General features: G+C 41.5%; 5 protein-coding genes and 3 pseudogenes. 4 read left to right on the top strand and 4 right to left on the bottom strand.

Translation table 11 applies throughout. The annotated features are described in order from the left end of the window. Nucleotides 1-96: 96 nt before the first annotated feature. Entirely contained in the window at nt 97-6246 is a 6150-nt protein-coding gene (locus tag MS2017_RS00245; RefSeq protein WP_122950889.1) for a beta strand repeat-containing protein, read from the top strand. A 47-nt stretch (nt 6247-6293) separates the two neighbouring features. Here the strand turns inward: MS2017_RS00245 and MS2017_RS00250 are convergent. Continuing rightward, nucleotides 6294-6616: pseudogene (locus tag MS2017_RS00250) on the bottom strand (phosphoribosylaminoimidazolesuccinocarboxamide synthase); the annotation flags it as partial. Then, a complete protein-coding gene (locus MS2017_RS00255) occupies nt 6589-6828 on the bottom strand; it encodes a hypothetical protein (RefSeq protein ID WP_122950890.1) in 240 nt (79 codons plus the stop codon). The gene MS2017_RS00255 and the pseudogene MS2017_RS00250, both read right to left, overlap by 28 nt. Before the next feature lie 38 nt (nt 6829-6866). On the opposite strand from MS2017_RS00255, the gene MS2017_RS10910 reads away from it, so the two are divergent. Beyond that, on the top strand, nt 6867-12992 hold the full coding sequence (locus MS2017_RS10910) for an FG-GAP repeat protein (RefSeq protein ID WP_164707546.1): 6126 nt from the start codon (nt 6867-6869) through the stop codon (nt 12990-12992). 57 nt (nt 12993-13049) lie between these two features. Here MS2017_RS10910 and MS2017_RS00270 read toward each other — a convergent pair. Continuing rightward, nucleotides 13050-13373, bottom strand: a pseudogene (locus MS2017_RS00270) (phosphoribosylaminoimidazolesuccinocarboxamide synthase); the annotation flags it as partial. A 270-nt stretch (nt 13374-13643) separates the two neighbouring features. On the opposite strand from MS2017_RS00270, the gene MS2017_RS00275 reads away from it, so the two are divergent. Next, on the top strand, nt 13644-19808 hold the full coding sequence (locus MS2017_RS00275) for an FG-GAP-like repeat-containing protein (protein WP_122950892.1): 6165 nt from the start codon (nt 13644-13646) through the stop codon (nt 19806-19808). 57 nt (nt 19809-19865) lie between these two features. Here the strand turns inward: MS2017_RS00275 and MS2017_RS00280 are convergent. Further along, nucleotides 19866-20188 (bottom strand): annotated as a pseudogene (locus MS2017_RS00280) (phosphoribosylaminoimidazolesuccinocarboxamide synthase); the annotation flags it as partial. 248 nt (nt 20189-20436) lie between these two features. Between MS2017_RS00280 and MS2017_RS11635 the strand changes: the two are divergent. Continuing rightward, entirely contained in the window at nt 20437-24447 is a 4011-nt protein-coding gene (locus MS2017_RS11635; protein WP_241156942.1) for a beta strand repeat-containing protein, read from the top strand. Nucleotides 24448-24641: the final 194 nt, after the last annotated feature.

The following is a 24641-nucleotide window of genomic DNA, read 5'->3' on the forward strand; positions in this document are numbered from 1 at the left end:
GGCTTTTGTTCCCAACAATTTCATTTTTAAGCGCAAATCTTTTAAGATTAACCAATGTATAATTACATAAAAATAATTATTATGTAGGAAAGAAACATGAAAAAATCCCAAATCACAACACAACAAAATAAAGCCCAAAAAATCACCAACCAACTTAACAAAGAAGTGCTTTCCCTCACCAAAGGCACCCACCACATCCAGCCACAAACCGGCATCGCCTACCAACTAAACCCCAAAGATTTTAATACTAAAAAAACCAGCCTAATCGCCAAAAGAGTAAACGATGATTTAGAAGTCACATTTGCAGAAAGCGTCCTCATCTTTGACAACTATTTCACCCTTTGTAAAACCGACTTATCTTGCCTAGTTTCCCTCCCCACCGAAGACGGTGGTCTTTACCATGTGGTTGCCGACACTTTCTTTACTTTAGAAGACGGCACTCAAGTCGTTTATTTTTATGGCGAACAATCCATTGTTGCTACAGAATCTAGTGCAACAAGCACAGGCGGCAATCAAAGTTTCTCTGATGTTATTGCCTCAAACATAGGCATCGTGGCTGCCGTTGTGGTTGCAGCCGTTGTGGTAGCCAGTAGCGGCAGTGGTAGTGATGGCGATGGCGATGTCAATGGCGATGATGACGATACAACACAGCCTATCGTAATCGCTTTAACGAATGACGCAGGTTCATCAAATAGCGATGGGATTAGCAAAAATGGCGAAATTACAATTAAGCATTTAAAAAGTGGTGACACTTGGGAGTATTCCACTAACGGCGGTAATAGTTTTATCAGTGGCACAGGCAATAGTTTTGTGCTGGCTAGTGGCACTTATGGGGCAAACGATATTCAGATTAAAGTGAGTGGCAGCGCCACAATTATCAAGTACACCTCCTCTATTACTATAGACACCTTAGCCCCTTCCTTCACCAGTGCAGCAACTGCCGAGGTTGAAGCAAATACCGAAGCATCGACAACAATATATACAGCAGCAACAGACGACAACACGGTAACTTATACTTTAAAAGCGGGAGAGCAACAAGACAAATTTACCATTAGTAATACTGGCGAATTAAAATACAAACAAGCGCAAACGCAAGCAGGCACTCACACAGTGACTATCATTGCCACCGATATTGCAGGCAATACAGCGGAAAAAACTGTTAGCGTATCGGTCGTAGATATCGGCTTGTCAACCTCAATTACTTGGAGCAATATCGGCACTGACAATATCATCAATACTGCTGAGATGGCAACGGCTACTTTGAGTGGCACAGTGAGCGTTATTGGCACAGTGAGTTCAATAAGTGTTAGTAGCATTGTTTTTAAACAAGGTGATACTACTGTTCATGTGATTACTACCAATCTTCCAGCTATTGTTAACAATACTTGGGCTTTAGACAATAACAGCGCTTGGACTTCAAAACTTACTCAGGGCGATTACACAGTTACTATTAACCTTGCTGGCAAAAACAGTGACAACCAAGATGTTACGGGTGTAGATTCAACAACAATAAAGGTTGACATGGCTCCACCAGTCCAACCCACATTTATTTTAGCAGATGACACAGGGGCATTAGATGACGATAAGGTTACCAAGATTGGCACAATAACAGTTGCTAGTTTGGAAGAAGGTGCAACTTGGCAATATTCCACAAATGGTGGTACTAACTGGACTAACGGCACAGGCACCAGTTTTACGCTGGCTGAAGGCACCCATGCTATTGATGCCATTCAGGTTAAGCAAACCAATGTAGCGGGTAATGTCTCAAGCGTTGTTAAGAATGCTGGCGCTATTGTTGTGGACACCTCAGATCCTTTGTTTGCTGGTGCGTCCACTGCTAATGTAGGGATAAATGCTGCTATCACTACAATTGTTTATGATGCTCAAGCCAGTAATCTTAATGGTGGCAATGCAGATGATGGTATTACTTATAGCATAAAAAATGCAAGCACCAGTAAGTTTGCAATTACTACTGATACTGGCATCGTTACTTATAAGGCAATACAAACGGCAGCGCATAGTGATACAGTGACCATTATTGCTACTGATGTTGCAGGTAATGCAACAGAACGGGTTGTTGCTGTGTCGGTGAGAGGTTCTATTGCACAAGGTTTTGTTATGAATGGTGAGAGTGCTGGGGACCAGAATGGTTATTCAGTCTCCTCAGCAGGCGATGTCAATGGCGATGGCTTGGATGATTTGATTGTTGGTGTTAGTAATGAGGTTTCCAATGGTACAAACGCAGGTAAATCTTATGTTGTATTTGGTAAAGTTGACGAAACTGCTATTAATTTATCAGCCATAGCCTTAGGCACGGGTGGCTTTGTTATTAATGGTGAAAGTGCTGGGGATAAAAGTGGTGTCTCAGTCTCCTCAGCAGGCGATGTCAACGGCGATGGCTTGGATGATTTGATTGTTGGTGCTTTTTTTGCAGACCCTAGTAGTAAAAACAAAGCAGGTAAATCTTATGTCGTGTTTGGCAAAACTGATAAAGGCGCTGTTAATTTATCAGCTATAGCCTCAGGCACGGGTGGCTTTGTTATTAATGGTGAGAGTGCTAATGATTGGAGTGGCATCTCAGTCTCCTCAGCAGGCGATGTCAATGGCGATGGCTTGGATGATTTGGTTGTTGGTGCTTTTTATGCAGACCCTGATAATAAAAGTGAGGCAGGCAAATCTTATGTTGTATTTGGTAAAACCAATGACAGTGCTATTAATTTATCAGCCATAGCCTCAGCCTCAGACACGGGTGGCTTTGTTATTAATGGTGAGAGTGCTAATGATCTTAGTGGCGTTTCAGTCTCCTCAGCAGGCGATGTCAATGGCGATGGCTTGGATGATTTGATTGTTGGTGCTTATCTGGCAGACGGCATTGCAGGCAAATCTTATGTTGTATTTGGTAAAACCAATGACAGTGCTATTAATTTATCAGCCATAGCCTCAGCCTCAGACACGGGTGGCTTTGTTATTAATGGTGAGAATGCTGGGGATTATAGTGGCGTCTCAGTCTCCTCAGCAGGCGATGTCAATGGTGATGGCTTGGATGATTTGATTGTTGGTGCTTATCTGGCAAAAATTAATGATAGAGCGACAGGTAAATCTTATATTGTATTTGGTAAGACCAATGGCAGTGCTATTAATTTATCAGCCATAGCCTCAGCCTCAGACACGGGTGGCTTTGTTATTAATGGTGAGAGTGCTGGGGATAGCAGTGGCATCTCAGTCTCCTCAGCAGGCGATGTCAATGGTGATGGCTTGGATGATTTGATTGTTGGTGCTTATCAAGCAGACCCTAATAGTAAAGACAAAGCGGGTAAATCTTATGTTGTATTTGGTAAAACCAATGGCAGTGCTGTTGATTTATCAGTCATAGCCTCTGGCAAGGGTGGCTTTGTTATTAATGGTGAGAATGCTGGGGATTATAGTGGCGTCTCAGTCTCCTCAGCAGGCGATGTCAACGGCGATGGCTTGGATGATTTGATTGTTGGTGCCCATCAAGCAGACCCTGATAATAAAAGCAAAGCAGGTAAATCTTATGTTGTATTTGGTAAAACCGATACAAAAGCCGTTGATTTAGCAGATATTAGTGCTGGTAATGGTGTTGTTGCTCATGCTATTGATTTTCAAGGTAATGGCGAGAGCAACGCACTTACAGGTACCTCTGCCGATGAGTTGTTTGTTGCTGGTTTAGGCGATGATACTTTAATAGGTAACGGAGGCACCGATGTCTTTAATGCAGGAGCTGGTAACGATATTATTGTTATTAATGCGGACAACCTTGCTAAACTCTCCAGCAAAGTGTTGAGTAGCGATTTACTCGCTCGTGTTGACGGGGGTGGTAATACCGATACGCTGAAATTAGCAGGTGCGGATCTAAATCTAGATCTCACTCAAATAGACAATGGCCGCATTCAAGACATTGAAATCATTGATTTAACAGGGTCAGGTAACAATACTTTGACACTGAATCTTAATGACTTATTAGATATTTCTAGTTCAACTAATGCGCTTAAAGTGGTTGGTAATTCGGGTGATAAAGTTGAAGTCAAGACACTCGGATTTGAAAAATCAAATGCAACCGAAGTTGCTAATGGTATTACTTATGATATTTATTCTCATGCAAGCGCTTCTACTGCAAAATTGTGGTTAGCGCAAAATTTAACGGTTTCTTTGCCCTCTATTGCACAAGGTTTTGTTATAAATGGAGAAAGTACTGAGGATTCTAGTGGTCGCTCAGTCTCCTCAGCAGGCGATGTCAATGGCGATGGCTTGGATGATTTGATTGTTGGTGCTTATCATGCAGATCCTGATAATAAAGATAAAGCAGGTAAAACTTATGTTGTGTTTGGCAAAAAAGACAAAGTTGCTGTTGATTTGTCAACCATAGCCTCAGGTGCGGGTGGTTTTGTTATTAATGGCGAGAATACCGAGGATTTGAGTGGCTTCTCAGTCTCTTCAGCAGGCGATGTCAATGGTGATGGCTTGGATGATTTGATTGTTAGCGCTCATCATGCAGACCCTGCTAATAAAAGCACTGCAGGTAAATCTTATGTTGTATTTGGTAAAACTAATGCAAGTGCCATTAATTTATCAGCCATAGCCTTAGGCACAGGTGGCTTTGTTATTAATGGTGAGAATGCTAACGATTTTAGTGCCTACTCAGTCTCTTCAGCAGGCGATGTCAATGGTGATGGCTTGGATGATTTGATTGTTGGTGCTTTTTTTGCAGGCTTTGACGCATACTATAGCGCAGGTAAATCTTATGTTGTATTTGGTAAAAAAGACAAAGTTGCTGTTGATTTGTCAATCATAGCCTCAGGCACAGGCGGCTTTGTTATTGGTGGTGAGGGTGGTGATGATTGGAGTGGCTACTCAGTCTCCTCAGCAGGCGATGCCAACGGCGATGGCTTGGATGATTTGATTGTTAGCGCTCATTATGCAGATCCTGCTAATAAAAGCAATGCGGGTAAAACTTATGTTGTATTTGGTAAAACTGATAAAGACGCTGTTAATTTATCAACTTTAGGTACAGGCGGCTTTGTTATTAATGGTGAGGATGCTAATGACGAGAGTGGCTATTCAGTCTCCTCAGCAGGCGATGTCAATGGCGATGGCTTGGATGATTTGATTGTTGGTGCTTATCAAGCAGACCCTGATAATAAAAGCGATGCAGGCAAATCTTATGTTGTATTTGGTAAAGTTGATAAAAATGCTGTTAATTTGTCAGCCTTAGGCACGGGTGGCTTTGTTATTAATGGTGAGAGTGCTGGGGATAATAGTGGCATCTCAGTCTCCTCAGCAGGCGATGTCAACGGCGATGGCCTGGATGATTTGATTGTTGGCGCCTATCAAGCAGACCCTGATAATAAAAGCAATGCAGGTAAATCTTATGTTGTATTTGGTAAAACCAATGGCAGTGCTGTTGATTTATCAACCATAGCCTCTGGCACAGGTGGTTTTGTTATTAATGGTGAGAATATTGATGATGACAGTGGCCGTTCAGTCTCCTCAGCAGGTGATGTCAATGGTGATGGTTTAGATGATTTGATTGTTGGTGCTTTTAATGCAGACCCTAATAATAAAAGCGATGCAGGTAAATCTTATGTTGTATTTGGTAAAACCGATACAAAAGCCGTTGATTTAGCAGATGTTAGTGCTGGTAATGGTGTTGTTACTCATGCTATTGATTTTCAAGGTAATGGCGAGAGCAACGCACTTACAGGCACCTCTGCCGATGAGTTGTTTGTCGCTGGTTTAGGCGATGATACTTTAATAGGTAACGGAGGCACCGATGTCTTTAATGCAGGAGCTGGTAACGATACTATTGTTATTAATGCGGACAACCTTGCTAAACTCTCCAGCAAGGTGCTGAGTAATCATTTACTCGCTCGTGTTGACGGGGGTGGTAATACCGATACGCTGAAATTAGCAGGTGCGGATCTAAATCTAGATCTCACTCAAATAGACAATGGTCGCATTCAAGACATTGAAATCATTGATTTAACAGGTTCAGGTAACAATACTTTGAAACTTAATCTTAATGACTTATTGGATATTTCCACTTCAACCAATTTTCTTAAAGTTATAGGTGATACGGGTGATAAAGTTGATATAGAACTTAGTAACAATGCTTTTGCTAAAGATTCTACAAAAACAGAGGACGGCATTACTTATGATATTTATAACAATGTTAATGCTGCTGACACTGTAGAATTATGGGTAGAACAAGATTTAGCGGTGTTTTAGATAATTTTTTTATCATTTAACCTTGGTGCAATGAAACAATATTTCGACTAAATCTTTGTTGTTTGCATTAGCAATTGTTGCACTTGGCGGTATTGTTGTGCAGTTTTTTGGGTGATATTATCTGGCAGGCTTGGTGCAGGTGGGGTTTTGTCCCAGTCTAGTGTTTCTAAACAATCACGCACAATTTGCTTGTCAAAACTTTTTGGACTGGTGCCGATGTGGTGTCAGATTTTGACCAAAAGCGTGATGAATCGGGGGTTAGAACTTCGTCCATTAAGGTTAAGCAATTGTTTTCATCCAGTCCAAATTCAAACCTGGTGTCAGCGATAATAATGTCTTTTTTCAGGGCGTAGTCGCTGGCGAAATTGTAGCGTGCATGGACACCAAATTATTGCCAATTGCCAATTGGCATTTGGTAGATTGCATTATCACCTGTAAGTGAGGCGTGCATTTTTGTATGTTGCCTGTTGTTATCATTGTACGGTTTTTTTGTAATTCATCATTGTTTTTTATTGGGTTGTTTTTTAGATCTTTATTCCCAACAATTTCATTTTTAAGCGTAAATTTTTTAAGATTAACCAATGTATAATTACATAAATAATAATTAAATGGAGAGAAACATGAAAAAATCCCAAATTACAACACAACAGAATAAAGCTCAAAAAATTACTAACCAACTTAACAAAGAAGTGCTTACCCTCACCAAAGGCACCCACCACATCCAACCACAAACTGGCATCGCCTACCAACTAAACCCCAAAGATTTTAACGCTAAAAAAACCAGCCTAATCGCCAAAAGAGTAAACGATGATTTAGAAGTCACATTTGCAGAAAGCATCCTCATCTTTGACAACTATTTCACCCTTTGCAAAACCGACTTATCTTGCCTAGTTTCCCTCCCCACCGAAGACGGTGGTCTTTACCATGTGGTTGCCGACACCTTCTTTACTTTAGAAGACGGCACTCAAGTCGTTTATTTTTATGGCGAACAATCCATTGTTGCTACAGAATCTAGTGCAACAAGCACAGACGGCAATCAAAGTTTCTCTGATGTTATTGCCTCAAACATAGGCATCGTGGCCGCCGTTGTGGTTGCAGCCGTTGTGGTAGCCAGTAGTGGCAGTGATGGCGATGGTGACGATACAACACAGCCACTCGCAATCGCTTTAACGAATGACGCAGGTTCATCAAATAGCGATGGGATTAGCAAAAATGGCGAAATTACGATTAAGCATTTAAAAAGTGGTGACACTTGGGAGTATTCCACTGACGGCGGTAATAGTTTTATCAGTGGCACAGGCAATAGTTTTGTGCTGGCTAGTGGCACTTATGGGGCAAACGATATTCAGGTTAAAGTGAGTGGCAGCGCCACAATTATCAAGTACGCCTCCTCTATTACTATAGACACCTTAGCCCCTTCCTTCACCAGTGCAGCAACTGCCAAGGTTGAAGCAAATACCGAAGCATCGACAACAATATATACAGCAGCAACAGACGACAACACGGTAACTTATACTTTAAAAGCGGGAGAGCAACAAGACAAATTTACCATTAGTAATACTGGTGAATTGAAATACAAACAAGCGCAAACGCAAGCAGGCACCCACACAGTGACTATCATTGCCACCGATATTGCAGGCAATACAGCGGAAAAAACTGTTAGCGTATCGGTCGTAGATATTGGTTTGTCAACCTCAATTACTTGGAGCAATATCGGCACTGACAATATCATCAATACTGCTGAGATGGCAACGGCTACTTTGAGTGGCACAGTGAGCGTTATTGGCACAGTGAGTTCAATAAGTGTTAGTAGCATTGTTTTTAAACAAGGTGATACTACTGTTCATGTGATTACTACCAATCTTCCAGCTATTGTTAACAATACTTGGACTTTAGCCAATAACAGCGCTTGGACTTCAAAACTTACTCAGGGCGATTACACAGTTACTATTAACCTTGCTGGCAAAAACAGTGACAACCAAGATGTTACGGGTGTAGATTCAACAACAATAAAGGTTGACATGGCTCCACCAGTCCAACCCACATTTATTTTAGCAGATGACACAGGGGCATTAGATGACGATAAGGTTACCAAGATTGGCACAATAACAGTTGCTAGTTTGGAAGAAGGTGCAACTTGGCAATATTCCACAAATGGTGGTACTAACTGGACTAACGGCACAGGCACCAGTTTTACGCTGGCTGAAGGCACTCATGCTATTGATGCCATTCAGGTTAAGCAAACCAATGTAGCGGGTAATGTCTCAAGTGTTGTTAAGAATGCTGGCGCTATTGTTGTGGACACCTCAGATCCTTTGTTTGCTGGTGCGTCCACTGCTAATGTAGCGATGAATACTGATATCACTACAATTGTTTATGATGCTCAAGCCAGTAATCTTAATGGTGGCAATGCAGATGATGGTATTACTTATAGCATAAAAAATGCAAGCACTAGTAAGTTTGCAATTACTACTGATACTGGCATCGTTACTTATAAAGCAATACAAACGACAGTGCATAGTGACACAGTGACCATTATTGCCACTGATGTTGCAGGTAATGCAACAGAACGGGTTGTTACTGTGTCGGTGAGAGGTTCTATTGCACAAGGTTTTGTTATGAATGGAGAAAGTGCTGAGGATCATAGTGGCTCTCCAGTCTCCTCAGCAGGCGATGTCAATGGTGATGGCTTGGATGATTTGATTGTTGGTGCTTTTCAAGCAGACCCTGCTAATAAAAGCAATGCAGGTAAATCTTATGTTGTATTTGGTAAAGTTGACGAAACTGCTATTAATTTATCAGCCATAGCCTCAGGCACAGGTGGCTTTGTTATGAATGGCGAGAGTGCTGGGGATAATAGTGGCTTCTCAGTCTCCTCAGCAGGCGATGTCAACGGCGATGGCTTGGATGATTTAATTATTGGTGCTTATCAAAACAGGGCAGGTAAATCTTATGTTGTATTTGGCAAAACTGATGGAAGTGCTGTTAATTTATCAGTCATAGCTGCTGGCACGGGTGGTTTTGTTATTAACGGTGAGAGTGGTGGTATTGACGGTGAGAGTAGTGGGGATTATAGTGGCTATTCAGCCTCCTCCGCAGGCGATGTCAACGGCGATGGCTTGGATGACTTAATTGTTGGTGCTTTTCATGCAGATTCTAGTGGTACAAATAATGCAGGAAAATCTTATGTTGTCTTTGGTAAAACCAATGAAAGTGCTGTTAATTTATCAGTCATAGCTGCTGGCACGGGTGGCTTTGTTATTAACGGTGAGAATGTTGATGATTGGAGTGGCTACTCAGTCTCCTCAGCAGGCGATGTCAACGGCGATGGCTTGGATGATTTGATTGTTGGCGCTTTTCAAGCAGACCCTGCTAGTAAAAGCAAGGCAGGTAAATCCTATGTTATATTTGGGAAAACTGATGAAACCTCTGTTGATTTATCAAAGATAGCCTCAGGCACGGGTGGCTTTGTTATTAATGGTGAGAATATCGATGATTGGAGTGGCCGCTCAGTCTCCTCAGCAGGCGATGTCAACGGCGATGGTTTGGATGATTTGATTGTTGGTGCTTATCTGGCAGATCCTAGTGGTACAAATGATGCAGGTGAATCTTATGTTGTATTTGGCAAAAAAGACAAAGCTGCTGTTGATTTATCAGTCATAGCCTTAGGCACGGGTGGCTTTGTTATTAACGGTGAGAATGCTGAGGATTATAGTGGCATCTCAGTCTCCTCAGCAGGCGATGTCAACGGCGATGGTTTGGATGATTTGATTGTTGGTGCTCATTATGCAGACCTTGATAATAAAAGCAAAGCAGGTAAATCTTATGTTGTATTTGGTAAAACCAACGGCAGTGCTGTTGATTTATCAGCCATAGCCTCTGGCACAGGTGGTTTTGTTATTAATGGTGAGAATACCGAGGATTTTAGTGGCCGCTCAGTCTCCTCAGCAGGCGATGTCAACGGCGATGGCTTGGATGACTTGATTATTGGCGCCTTTCAAGCAGACCCTAGTAGTAAAAACAAAGCAGGTAAATCTTATGTTGTATTTGGTAAGACAGACACAAAAGCCGTTGATTTAGCAGATGTTAGCACTGGCAAAGGTGTTGTTGCCCATACTATTGATTTTCAAGGTAATGATGATGATAATACACTCACAGGCACCTCTGCCGATGAGTTGTTTGTCGCTGGTTTAGGCGATGATACTTTAATAGGTAACGGAGGCACCGATGTCTTTAATGCAGGAGCCGGTAACGATACTATTGTTATTAATGCGGACAACCTTGCTAAACTCTCCAGCAAAGTGTTGAGTAGCGATTTACTCGCTCGTGTTGACGGGGGTGGTAATACCGATACGCTGAAATTAGCAGGTGCGGATCTAAATCTAGATCTCACTCAAATAGACAATGGCCGCATTCAAGACATTGAAATCATTGATTTAACAGGGTCAGGTAACAATACTTTGACACTGAATCTGAATGATTTGTTGGATATTTCTAGTTCAACTAATGTGCTTAAAGTGGTTGGTAATTCGGGTGATAAAGTTGAAGTCAAGACACTCGGATTTGAAAAATCAAATGCAACCGAAGTTGCTAATGGTATTACTTATGATATTTATTCTCATGCAAGCGCTTTTACTGCAAAATTGTGGTTAGCGCAAAATTTAACGGTTTCTTTGCCCTCTATTGCACAAGGTTTTGTTATGAATGGTGAGAGTGCTGACGACGAGAGTGGCTACTCAGCCTCCTCAGCAGGCGATGTCAACGGCGATGGCTTGGATGATTTAATTGTTGGTGCTCGTTATGCAGATCCTGCTAATAAAAGCAATGCGGGCAAAACTTATGTTGTATTTGGTAAAACCAATGAAAGTGCTGTTGATTTATCAGCCATAGCCTCAGGCACAGGCGGCTTTGTTATTGGTGGTGAGAGTGCTCGGGATAATAGTGGGTACTCAGTCTCCTCAGCAGGCGATGTCAATGGTGACGGCTTGGATGATTTGATTATTGGTGTTTTTCTGGCAGGCCCTGATAAAGCAGGTAAATCTTATGTTGTATTTGGTAAAACCAATAGCAGTGCTGTTGATTTATCAGCCATAGCCTCAGGCACAGGCGGCTTTGTTATTGGTGGTGAGAGTGCTTGGGATAGTAGTGGGCACTCAGTCTCCTCAGCAGGCGATGTCAATGGCGATGGCTTGGATGATTTGATTGTTGGTGCTGATCATGCAGACCCTGCTAATAAAAGCGCTGCAGGTAAATCTTATGTTGTATTTGGCAAAACTAATGCAAGTGCTATTAATTTATCAGCCATAGCCTCAGGCACAGGTGGCTTTGTTATGAATGGTGAGAATGCTAATGATTTTAGTGCCTTCTCAGTCTCTTCAGCAGGCGATGTCAACGGCGATGGCTTGGATGATTTGATTGTTGGTGCTTTTTTTGCAGGCTTTGACGCATACTATGGCACAGGCAAATCTTATGTTGTATTTGGTAAAAAAGACAAAGTTGCTGTTGATTTGTCAATCATAGCCTCTGGCACAGGCGGCTTTGTTATCAATGGTGAGAATACTAATGATCTTAGTGGCAGATCAGTCTCTTCAGCAGGCGATGTCAACGGCGATGGCTTGGATGATTTGATTGTTGGTGCTTATCAAGCAGACCCTGATAATAAAAGCAATGCGGGTAAAACTTATGTTGTATTTGGTAAAACTGATAAAGATGCTGTTAATTTATCAACTTTAGGCACAGGCGGCTTTGTTATTAATGGTGAGAATGCTGATGATAGCAGTGGCAACTCAGTCTCCTCAGCAGGCGATGTCAACGGCGATGGCTTGGATGATTTGATTGTTGGTGCTTATCAAGCAGACCCTGATAATAAAAGCAATGCAGGTAAATCTTATGTTGTATTTGGTAAAACCAATGGCAGTGCTGTTGATTTATCAGTCATAGCAGCTGGTACGGGTGGTTTTGTTATTAACGGTGAGAGTGCTAATGACAACAGTGGCGTCTCAGTCTCTTCAGCAGGCGATGTCAACGGCGATGGCTTGGATGATTTGATTGTTGGTGCTTCTTGGGCAGACCCTAGTAGTAAAGAAAGTGCAGGCAAATCTTATGTTGTGTTTGGTAAAACAGACACAAAAGCCATTGATTTAACAGATATTAGTGCTGGCAATGGTGTTGCTGCTCATGCTATTGATTTTCAAGGTAATGGTGAGAACAATATACTTACAGGCACCTCTGCCGACGAGTTGTTTGTTGCTGGTTTAGGCAATGATGTTTTAACAGGTAACGGCGGTGCCGATGTCTTTAATGCAGGCAAAGGTGATGATACTATTGTTATTAATGCGGACAACCTTGCTAAACTCTCCAGCAAAGTGTTGAGTAGCGATTTACTCGCTCGTGTTGATGGCGGTGGTAATACCGATACGCTGAAATTAGCAGGTGCGGATCTAAATCTAGATCTCACTCAAATAGACAATGGCCGCATTCAAGACATTGAAATCATTGATTTAACAGGGTCAGGTAACAATACTTTGAAACTTAATCTTAATGACTTATTGGATATTTCCAGTTCAACCAATGTTCTTAAAGTTATAGGTGATGCGGGTGATAAAGTTGATATAGAACTTAGTAACAATGCTTTTGCTAAAGATTCTACAAAAACAGAGGACGGCATTACTTATGATATTTATAACAATGTTAATGCTGCTGACACTGTAGAATTATGGGTAGAACAAGATTTAGCGGTATTTTAGATAATTTTTTTAAAGCTTTTTATCGTTTAACCTTGGTGCAATGAAACAATATTTCAACTAAACCTTTGTTGTTTGCATTAGCAATTGTTGCACTTGACGGTATTGTTGTGCAGTTTTTTGGGTGATATTATCTGGTAGGCTTGGCGCAGGTGGGGTTTTGTCCCAGTCTAGTGTTTCTAAACAATCACGCACAATTTGCTTGTCAAAACTTTTTGGACTGGTGCCGATGTGGCAGTCAGATTTTGACCAAAAGCGTGATGAATCGGGGGTTAGAACTTCGTCCATTAGGGTTAAGCAATTGTTTTCATCCAGTCCAAATTCAAACTTGGTGTCAGCGATAATAATGTCTTTTTTCAGGGCGTAGTCGCTGGCGAAATTGTAGCGTGTATTGACACCAAATTATTGCCAATTGCCAATTGGCATTTGGTAGATTGCATTATCACCTGTAAGTGAGGCATGCATTTTTGTATGTTGCCTGTTGTTATCATTGTACGGTTTTTTTGTAATTCATCATTGTTTTTTATTGGGTTGTTTTTTTAGGCTTTTGTTCCCAACAATTTCATTTTTAAGCGCAAATCTTTTAAGATTAACCAATGTATAAATGTATAAATGTATAATTACATAAAAATAATTATTATGTAGGAAAGAAACATGAAAGAATCCCAAATCACAACACAACAAAATAAAGCCCAAAAAATCACCAACCAACTTAACAAAGAAGTGCTTACCCTCACCAAAGGCACCCACCACATCCAACCACAAACTGGCATCGCCTACCAACTAAACCCCAAAGATTTTAACGCTAAAAAAACCAGCCTAATCGCCAAAAGAGTAAACGATGATTTAGAAGTCACATTTGCAGAAAGCGTCCTCATCTTTGACAACTATTTCACCCTTTGCAAAACCGACTTATCTTGCCTAGTTTCCCTCCCCACCGAAGACGGTGGTCTTTACCATGTGGTTGCCGACACCTTCTTTACTTTAGAAGACGGCACTCAAGTCGTTTATTTTTATGGCGAACAATCCATTGTTGCCACAGAATCTAGTGCAACAAGCACAGACGGCAATCAAAGTTTCTCTGATGTTATTACCTCAAACATAGGTATCGTGGCTGCCGTTGTGGTTGCAGCCGTTGTGGTAGCCAGTAGCGGCAGTGGCAGTGGCAGTGATGGCGATGGCGATGGCGATGTCAATGGCGATGATGACGATACAACACAGCCTATCGTAATCGCTTTAACGAATGACGCAGGTTCATCAAATAGCGATGGGATTAGCAAAAATGGCGAAATTACGATTAAGCATTTAAAAAGTGGTGACACTTGGGAGTATTCCACTAACGGCGGTAATAGTTTTATCAGTGGCACAGGCAATCGTTTTGTGCTGGCTAGTGGCACTTATGGGGCAAACGATATTCAGATTAAAGTGAGTGGTAGCGCCACAATTATCAAGTACGCCTCCTCTATTACTATAGACACCTTAGCCCCTTCCTTCACCAGTGCAGCAACTGCCAAGGTTGAAGCAAATACCGAAGCATCGACAACAATATATACAGCAGCAACAGACGACAACACGGTAACTTATACTTTAAAAGCGGGAGAGCAACAAGACAAATTTACCATTAGTAATACTGGCGAATTGAAATACAAACAAACGCAAACGCAAGTAGGCACTCACACAGTGACTATCATTGCCACCGATATTGCAGGCAATACAGCGGAAAAAACTGTTAGCGTATCGGTCGTAGATATCGGTTTGTCAACCTCAATTACTTGGAACAATATCGGCATTGACAATATCATCAATACTGCTGAGATGGCAACGGCTACTTTGAGTGGCACAGTGAGCGTTATTGGCACAGTGAGTTCAATAAGTGTTAGTAGCATTGTTTTTAAACAAGGTGATACTACTGTTCATGTGATTACTACCAATCTTCCAGCTATTGTTAACAATACTTGGGCTTTAGACAATAACAGCGCTTGGACTTCAAAACTTACCCAAGGCGATTATACGGTTATTGTTAATCTTGCTGGTAAAGGCGCTAGCAACCAAGATGTTACAGGCTTAAATTCAATAACAACAAAGATTGACATAACTCAACCAGCCCAGCCTACATTTACTTTAACAAATGACACAGGGGTATTAAATAGCGATGGTGTTACTAATAATGGCATGATGACGGTTGCTGGTTTGGAATCAGATGCAACTTGGCAATATTCCACGAATGGCGGCACTAACTGGACTAACGGCACAGGCACCAGTTTTACGCTGACTGAAGGCACCCATGCTATTGATGCCATTCAGGTTAAGCAAACCAATGTAGTGGGTAATGTCTCAAGTGTTGTTAAGAATGCTGGCGCTATTGTTGTGGACACCTTAGATCCTTTGTTTGCCGGTGCGTCCACTGCTAATGTAGCGATGAATACTGATATCACTACAACTGTTTATGATGCTCAAGCCAGTAATCTTAGTGGTGGTAATGCAGATGATGGTATTACTTATAGCATAAAAAATGCAAGCACCAGTAAGTTTGCAATTACTACTGATACTGGCATCGTTACTTATAAAGCAATACAAACGACAGTGCACACTGACGCAGTAACTATTATTGCCACTGATGTTGCAGGTAATGCAACAGAGCAGACGGTTACTGTGTCGGTGAGAATCGCTGATATTGCACAAGGTTTTGTTATGAATGGTGAGAATGTTGAGGATCATAGTGGTAAATCAGTCTCTTCAGCAGGCGATGTCAATGGTGACGGCTTGGATGACTTAATTGTTGGTGCTTATCATGCTGAAAGTTATGCAGGTAAATCTTATGTTGTATTTGGCAAAACTGATGGAAGTGCTGTTAATTTATCAGCCATAGCCTTAGGCACAGGTGGCTTTGTTATTAACGGTGAGAATGCTGATGATTGGAGTGGCAACTCAGTCTCCTCAGCAGGCGATGTCAATGGTGATGGCTTGGATGATTTGATTGTTGGTGCTTTTCAAGCAGACCCTGCTAATAAAAGCAAGGCAGGTAAATCCTATGTTATATTTGGGAAAACTGATGAAACCTCTGTTGATTTATCAAAGATAGCCTCAGGCACGGGTGGCTTTGTTATTAATGGTGAGAATATCGATGATTGGAGTGGCCACCCAGTCTCCTCAGCAGGCGATGTCAACGGCGATGGCTTGGATGATTTGATTGTTGGTGCTTATCTGGCAGATCCTAGTGGTACAAATGATGCAGGTAAATCTTATGTTGTATTTGGCAAAAAAGACAAAGCTGCTGTTGATTTATCAGTCATAGCCTTAGGCACGGGTGGCTTTGTTATTAACGGTGAGAATGCTGATGATTGGAGTGGCTACTCAGTCTCCTCAGCAGGCGATGTCAATGGTGATGGCTTGGATGATTTGATTGTTGGTGCTTTTCAAGCAGACCCTGCTAATAAAAGCAAGGCAGGTAAATCCTATGTTATATTTGGGAAAACTGATGAAACCTCTGTTGATTTATCAAAGATAGCCTCAGGCACGGGTGGCTTTGTTATTAATGGTGAGAATATCGATGATTGGAGTGGCCACTCAGTCTCCTCAGCAGGCGATGTCAACGGCGATGGTTTGGATGATTTGATTGTTGGTGCTTATCTGGCAGATCCTAGTGGTACAAATGATGCAGGTGAATCTTATGTTGTATTTGGCAAAAAAGACAAAGCTGCTGTTGATTTATCAGTCATAGCCTTAGGCACGGGTGGCTTTGTTATTAACGGTGAGAATGCTGGGGATTATAGTGGCGTCTCAGTCTCCTCAGCAGGCGATGTCAACGGCGATGGCTTGGATGATTTGATTGTTGGTGCTCATCAAGCAGACCCTGATAATAAAAGCAATGCAGGTAAACCTTATGTTGTATTTGGTAAAACCAATGGCAGTGCTGTTGATTTATCAGCCATAGCCTCTGGCACAGGTGGTTTTGTTATTAATGGTGAGAATATTGATGATGGCAGCGGCATCTCAGTCTCCTCAGCAGGCGATGTCAACGGCGATGGTTTGGATGATTTGATTGTTGGTGCTTATCAAGCTAACCCTAATAGCAAAGACGATGCAGGTAAATCTTATGTTGTATTTGGTAAGACAGGCACAAAAGCCGTTGATTTAGCAGATATTAGTGCTAGCAATGGTGTTGTTGCTCATGCTATTGATTTTCAAGGTAATGGTGAGAACAATATACTTACAGGCACCTCTGCCGATGAGTTGTTTGTCGCTGGTTTAGGCGATGATACTTTAATAGGTAACGGAGGCACCGATGTCTTTAATGCAGGAGCTGGTAACGATATTATTGTTATTAATGCGGATAACCTTGCTAAACTCTCCAGCAGGGTGCTGAGTAATCATTTACTCGCTCGTGTTGACGGGGGTGGTAATACCGATACGCTGAAATTAGCAGGTGCGGATCTAAATCTAGATCTCACGCAAATAGACAATGGCCGCATTCAAGACATTGAAATCATTGATTTAACAGGGTCAGGTAACAATACTTTGACACTGAATCTGAATGATTTGTTGGATATTTCTAGTTCAACTAATGTGCTTAAAGTGGTTGGTAATTCGGGTGATAAAGTTGAAGTCAAGACACTCGGATTTGAAAAATCAAATGCAACCGAAGTTGTTAATGGTATTACTTATGATATTTATTCTCATGCAAGCACTTCTACTGCAAAATTGTGGTTAGCGCAAAATTTAACGGTTTCTTTGCCCTCTATTGCACAAGGTTTTGTTATGAATGGTGAGAGTGCTGACGACAAGAGTGGCTACTCAGTCTCCTCAGCAGGCGATGTCAACGGCGATGGCTTGGATGATTTAATTGTTGGTGCTTATCAGGCTGACCCCAATAGTAAAAGCAATGCAGGTAAATCTTATGTTGTATTTGGTAAAACTGATGGAAGTGCTGTTAATTTATCAGCCATAGCCTTAGGCACAGGTGGCTTTGTTATTAACGGTGAGAATGCTGATGATTGGAGTGGCTACTCAGTCTCCTCAGCAGGCGATGTCAACGGCGATGGCTTGGATGATTTGATTGTTGGTGCTCGTCTTGCAGACCCTGATAATAAAGATAAAGCAGGTAAATCTTATGTCGTGTTTGGCAAAACTGATAAAGACGCTGTTGATTTATCAGCCATAGCCTCTGGCACGGGTGGCTTTGTTATTAATGGTGAGAATGCTGATGATCGGAGTGGCCTCTCAGTCTCCTCAGCAGGCGATGTCAACGGCGATGGCTTGGATGATTTGATTGTTGGTGCTTATTTTGCAGATCCTGATAATAAAGATAAAGCAGGCAAATCTTATGTTATATTTGGCAAAAAAGACAAAACTGCTGTTAATTTATCAGCCATAGCCGCCTCCTCAGGCATGGGTGGCTTTGTTATTAATGGTGAGAATGTTGATGATAGGAGTGGCGTCTCAGTCTCCTCAGCAGGCGATGTCAACGGCGATGGTTTGGATGATTTGATTGTTGGTGCTCTTATGGCAGACCCTGATAATAAAGATAAAGCAGGTAAATCTTATGTTGTATTTGGTAAAACCAATGGCAGTGCTGTTGATTTATCAGTCATAGCCTCTGGCGCGGGTGGCTTTGTTATTAATGGTGAAAATGCTGATGATTGGAGTGGCCTCTCAGTCTCCTCAGCAGGCGATGTCAATGGTGATGGCTTGGATGATTTGATTGTTGGTGCTTTTAATGCAGACCCCAATAATAAAAGCGATGCAGGTAAATCTTATGTTGTATTTGGTAAAAAAGAAAAAGATGCTGTTAATTTATCAGTTATAGCCTCTGGCACAGGTGGCTTTGTTATAAAAGGTGAGAGTGCTTATGACGACAGTGGCACCTCAGTCTCCTCAGCAGGCGATGTCAATGGCGATGGTTTGGATGATTTGATTGTTGGTGCTCATCTGGCAGACCCTGATAATAAAAGCAATGCAGGTAAATCTTATGTTGTATTTGGTAAAACCAATGGCAGTGCTGTTGATTTATCAGTCATAGCAGCTGGTACGGGTGGTTTTGTTATTAACGGTGAGAGTGCTAATGACAGCAGTGGCGTCTCAGTCTCTTCAGCAGGCGATGTCAACGGCGATGGCTTGGATGATTTGATTGTTGGTGCTTTTTGGGCAGCCCCTAGTAGTAAAGAAAGTGCAGGCAAATCTTATGTTGTGTTTGGTAAAACAGACACAGAAGCCGTTGATTTAGCAGATATTAGTGTTGGCAATGGTGTTGCTGCTCATGCTATTGATTTTCAAGGTAATGGTGAGAACAATATACTTACAGGCACCTCTGCCGATGAGTTGTTTGTTGCTGGTTTAGGCAATGATGTTTTAACAGGTAACGGCGGTGCCGATGTCTTTAATGCAGGCAAAGGTGATGATACTATTGTTATTAATGCGGACAACCTTGCCAAACTCTCCAGCAAAGTGCTGAGTAGCGATTTACTCGCTCGTGTTGACGGGGGTGGTAATACCGATACGCTGAAATTAGCAGGTGCGGATCTAAATCTAGATCTTACTCAAATAGACAATGGCCGCATTCAAGACATTGAAATCATTGATTTAACAGGTTCAGGTAACAATACTTTGAAACTTAATCTTAATGACTTATTGGATATTTCCAGTTCAACCAATGTTCTTAAAGTTATAGGTGATACGGGTGATAAAGTTGATATAGAACTTAGTGACAATGCTTTTGCTAAAGATTCTACAAAAACAGAGGACGGCATTACTTATGATATTTATAACAAGGCTACTGCTACTGTAGAATTATGGGTAGAACAAGATTTAGCGGTGTTTTAGATAATTTTTTTAAAGTTTTTTATTATTTAACCTTGGTGCAATGAAACAATATTTCAACTAAATCTTTGTTGTTTGCATTAGCAATTGTTGCACTTGGCGGTATTGTTGTGCAGTTTTTTGGGTGATATTATCTGGCAGGCTTGGTGCAGGTGGGGTTTTGCCCCAGTCTAGTGTTTCTAAATAATCACGCACAATTTGCTTGTCAAAATTTTTTGGACTGGTGCCGATGTGGTGTCAGATTTTGACCAAAAGCGTGATGAATCGGGGGTTAGAACTTCGTCCATTAGGGTTAAGCAATTGTTTTCATCCAGTCCAAATTCAAACCTGGTGTCAGCGATAATAATGTCTTTTTTCAGGGCGTAGTCGCTGGCGAAATTGTAGCGTGCATGGACACCAAATTATTGCCAATTGGCATTTGGTAGATTACATTATCACCTGTAAGTGAGGCGTGCATTTTTGTATGTTGCCTGTTGTTATCATTGTACGGTTTTTTTGTAATTCATCATTGTTTTTTATTGGGTTGTTTTTTTAGGCTTTTGTTCCCAACAATTTCATTTTTAAGCGCAAATCTTTTAAGATTAACCAATGTATAATTACATAAAAATAATTATGTATGCAGGAAAGAAACATGAAAAAATCCCAAATCACAACACAACAAAATAAAGCCCAAAAAATCACCAACCAACTTAACAAAGAAGTGCTTTCCCTCACCAAAGGCACCCACCACATCCAACCACAAACTGGCATCGCCTACCAACTAAACCCCAAAGATTTTAATACTAAAAAAACCAGCCTAGTCGCCAAAAGAGTAAACGATGATTTAGAAGTCACATTTGCAGAAAGCGTCCTCATCTTTGACAACTATTTCACCCTTTGCAAAACCGACTTATCTTGCCTAGTTTCCCTCCCCACCGAAGACGGTGGTCTTTACCATGTGGTTGCCGATACCTTCTTTACTTTAGAAGACGGCACTCAAGTCGTTTATTTTTATGGCGAACAATCCATTGTTGCCACAGAATCTAGTGCAACAAGCACAGACGACAATCAAAGTTTCTCTGATGTTATTGCCTCAAACATAGGCATCGTGTCTGCCGTTGTGGTTGCAGCCGTTGTGGTAGCCAGTAGTGGCAGTGATGGCGATGGTGACGATACAACACAGCCACTCGCAATCGCTTTAACGAATGACGCAGGTTCATCAAATAGCGATGGGATTAGCAAAAATGGCGAAATTACGATTAAGCATTTAAAAAGTGGTGACACTTGGGAGTATTCCACTAACGGCGGTAATAGTTTTATCAGTGGCACAGGCAATAGTTTTGTGCTGGCTAGTGGCACTTACGGGGCAAACGATATTCAGATTAAAGTGAGTGGTAGCGCCACAATTATCAAGTACGCCTCCTCTATTACTATAGACACCTTAGCCCCTTCCTTCACCAGTGCAGCAACTGCCGAGGTTGAAGCAAATACCGAAGCATCGACAACAATATATACAGCAGCAACAGACGACAACACGGTAACTTATACTTTAAAAGCGGGAGAGCAACAAGACAAATTTACCATTAGTAATACTGGCGAATTAAAATACAAACAAGCGCAAACGCAAGCAGGCACCCACACAGTGACTATCATTGCCACCGATATTGCAGGCAATACAGCGGAAAAAACTGTTAGCGTATCGGTCGTAGATATCGGTTTGTCAACCTCAATTACTTGGAACAATATCGGCACTGACAATATCATCAATACTGCTGAGATGGCAACGGCTACTTTGAGTGGCACAGTGAGCGTTATTGGCACAGTGAGTTCAATAAGTGTTAGTAGCATTGTTTTTAAACAAGGTGATACTACTGTTCATGTGATTACTACCAATCTTCCAGCTATTGTTAACAATACTTGGGCTTTAGACAATAACAGCGCTTGGACTTCAAAACTTACTCAGGGCGATTACACAGTTACTATTAACCTTGCTGGCAAAAACAGTGACAACCAAGATGTTACGGGTGTAGATTCAACAACAATAAAGGTTGACATGGCTCCACCAGTCCAACCCACATTTATTTTAGCAGATGACACAGGGGCATTAGATGACGATAAGGTTACCAAGATTGGCACAATAACAGTTGCTAGTTTGGAAGAAGGTGCAACTTGGCAATATTCCACAAATGGTGGTACTAACTGGACTAACGGCACAGGCACCAGTTTTACGCTGGCTGAAGGCACTTATGCTATTAATGCCATTCAGGTTGGACAAATCGATGTATCAGGTAACATCTCAAGTGTTGTTAAGAATGCTGGCACTATTGTTGTAGATACCTCAAATCCTTCGTTTACCAGTGCAACAAATGTTAATTTTGAAATAAATGCTGCTATCACTACAACTGTTTATGATGCTCAAGCAAGTAATCTTAATGGTGGCAATGCAGATGATGGTGTTACTTATAGCATAAAAAATGCAAGCACTAGTAAGTTTGCAATTACTACTGATACTGGCATCGTTACTTATAAGGCAATACAAACGGCAGTGCATAGTGATACAGTGACCATTATTGCCACTGATGTTGCAGGTAATGCAACAGAGCAGACGGTTACTGTGTCGGTAAGAAGCTCTATTGCACAAGGTTTTGTTATGAATGGTGAGAGTGGATACGATTGGAGTGGCTTCTCAGTCTCCTCAGCAGGCGATGTCAATGGCGATGGCTTGGATGATTTGATTGTTAGTGCTTATCTTGCAGACCCTGCTAATAAAAGCTCTGCAGGTAAATCTTATGTTATATTTGGTAAAACTAATGCAAGTGCTATTAATTTATCAGCCTTAGGCACAGGTGGCTTTGTTATTAATGGTGAGAATGCTAATGATTTTAGTGGTTATTCAGTCTCCTCAGCAGGTGATGTCAATGGCGATGGCTTGGATGATTTGATTGTTGGTGCCAATGGAGTAGGCTCATATGCAGGTAGGTCTTATGTCGTGTTTGGTAAAGTTGATAAAAATACTGTTAATTTATCAGCCTTAGACACAGGTGGCTTTGTTATTAATGGTGAGAATACTTGGGACAAGAGTGGCACCTCAGTCTCCTCAGCAGGCGATGTCAATGGCGATGGCTTGGATGATTTGATTGTTGGTGCCAATGGGGTAGGCTCAAATGCAGGTAGGTCTTATGTCGTGTTTGGTAAAGTTGATAAAAATGCTGTTAATTTGTCAGCCTTAGGCACGGGTGGCTTTGTTATTAATGGTGAGAATGCTGGGGACAAGAGTGGTTATTCAGTCTCCTCAGCAGGTGATGTCAATGGTGATGGCTTGGATGATTTGATTGTTGGTGCTAATAATGCAGACCCTACTGGCAAAACCAATGCAGGTAAATCTTATGTTGTATTTGGCAAAATAAATGAAAGTGCTGTTAATTTATCGGTCATAGCCTCAGGCACAGGTGGCTTTGTTATTAATGGTGAGAATACTGAGGATTATAGTGGGCTCTCAGTCTCCTCAGCAGGCGATATCAATGGCGATGGCTTGGATGATTTGATTGTTGGTGCTTATTTTGCAGATCCTGCTAGTAAAAGCAAGGCAGGTAAATCCTATGTTATATTTGGGAAAACTGATGAAACCTCTGTTGATTTATCAAAGATAGCCTTAGGCACGGGTGGCTTTGTTATTAATGGTGAGAATATTGAGGATTATAGTGGCCGCTCAGTCTCCTCAGCAGGCGATGTCAATGGCGATGGCTTGGATGATTTGATTGTTGGTGCTAGTGATGCAGACCTTACTGGTAAAAGAAATGCAGGTAAATCTTATGTTGTATTTGGTAAAGTTGATAAAAATGCTGTTAATTTGTCAACCTTAGGCACGGGTGGCTTTGTTATCAATGGTGAGAATGCTTTGGATCTGAGCGGCTACTCAGTCTCCTCAGCAGGCGATGTCAATGGTGATGGCTTGGATGATTTGATTGTTGGTGCTTATCAAGCAGGCCCTGATAATAAAATCAATGCAGGCAAATCTTATGTTGTATTTGGTAAGACAGACACAAAAGCCGTTGATTTAGCAGATATTAGTGCTTGCAATGGTGGTGTTGCTCATGCTATTGATTTTCAAGGTAATGGCGAGAGCAACGCACTTACAGGCACCTCTGCCGATGAGTTGTTTGTCGCTGGTTTAGGCGATGATACTTTAATAGGTAACGGAGGCACCGATGTCTTTAATGCAGGAGCTGGTAACGATACTATTGTTATTAATGCGGACAACCTTGCTAAACTCTCCAGCAAGGTGTTGAGTAATCATTTACTCGCTCGTGTTGACGGGGGTGGTAATACCGATACGCTGAAATTAGCAGGTGCGGATCTAAATCTAGATCTCACACAAATAGACAATGGTCGCATTCAAGACATTGAAATCATTGATTTAACAGGTTCAGGTAACAATACTTTGAAACTTAATCTTAATGACTTATTGGATATTTCCAGTTCAACCAATGTTCTTAAAGTTATAGGTGATGCGGGTGATAAAGTTGATATAGAACTTAGTAACAATGCTTTTGCTAAAGATTCTACAAAAACAGAGGACGGCATTACTTATGATATTTATAACAATGTTAATGCTGCTGACACTGTAGAATTATGGGTAGAACAAGATTTAGCGGTATTTTAGATAATTTTTTTAAAGCTTTTTATCGCTTAACCTTGGTGCAATGAAACAATATTTCGACTAAATCTTTGTTGTTTGCATTAGCAATTGTTGCACTTGGCGGTATTGTTGTGCAGTTTTTTGGGTGATATTATCTGGTAGGCTTGGCGCAGGTGAAGACCCCTGCATAGCACCCTAAAACCAACCATCAAAACCCA

Origin of the sequence: Bathymodiolus thermophilus thioautotrophic gill symbiont (assembly GCF_003711265.1) — a bacterium.
In the GTDB taxonomy this organism is placed as follows: Bacteria; Pseudomonadota; Gammaproteobacteria; order PS1; family Pseudothioglobaceae; genus Thiodubiliella.

Bases quoted from the DNA above. Each gene is read 5' to 3' on its own strand.
- MS2017_RS00245 (WP_122950889.1), top strand. From the start codon at position 97: ATGAAAAAATCCCAAATCACAACACAACAAAATAAAGCCCAAAAAATC.
- MS2017_RS10910 (WP_164707546.1), top strand. From the start codon at position 6,867: ATGAAAAAATCCCAAATTACAACACAACAGAATAAAGCTCAAAAAATT.
- MS2017_RS00275 (WP_122950892.1), top strand. From the start codon at position 13,644: ATGAAAGAATCCCAAATCACAACACAACAAAATAAAGCCCAAAAAATC.
- MS2017_RS11635 (WP_241156942.1), top strand. From the start codon at position 20,437: ATGAAAAAATCCCAAATCACAACACAACAAAATAAAGCCCAAAAAATC.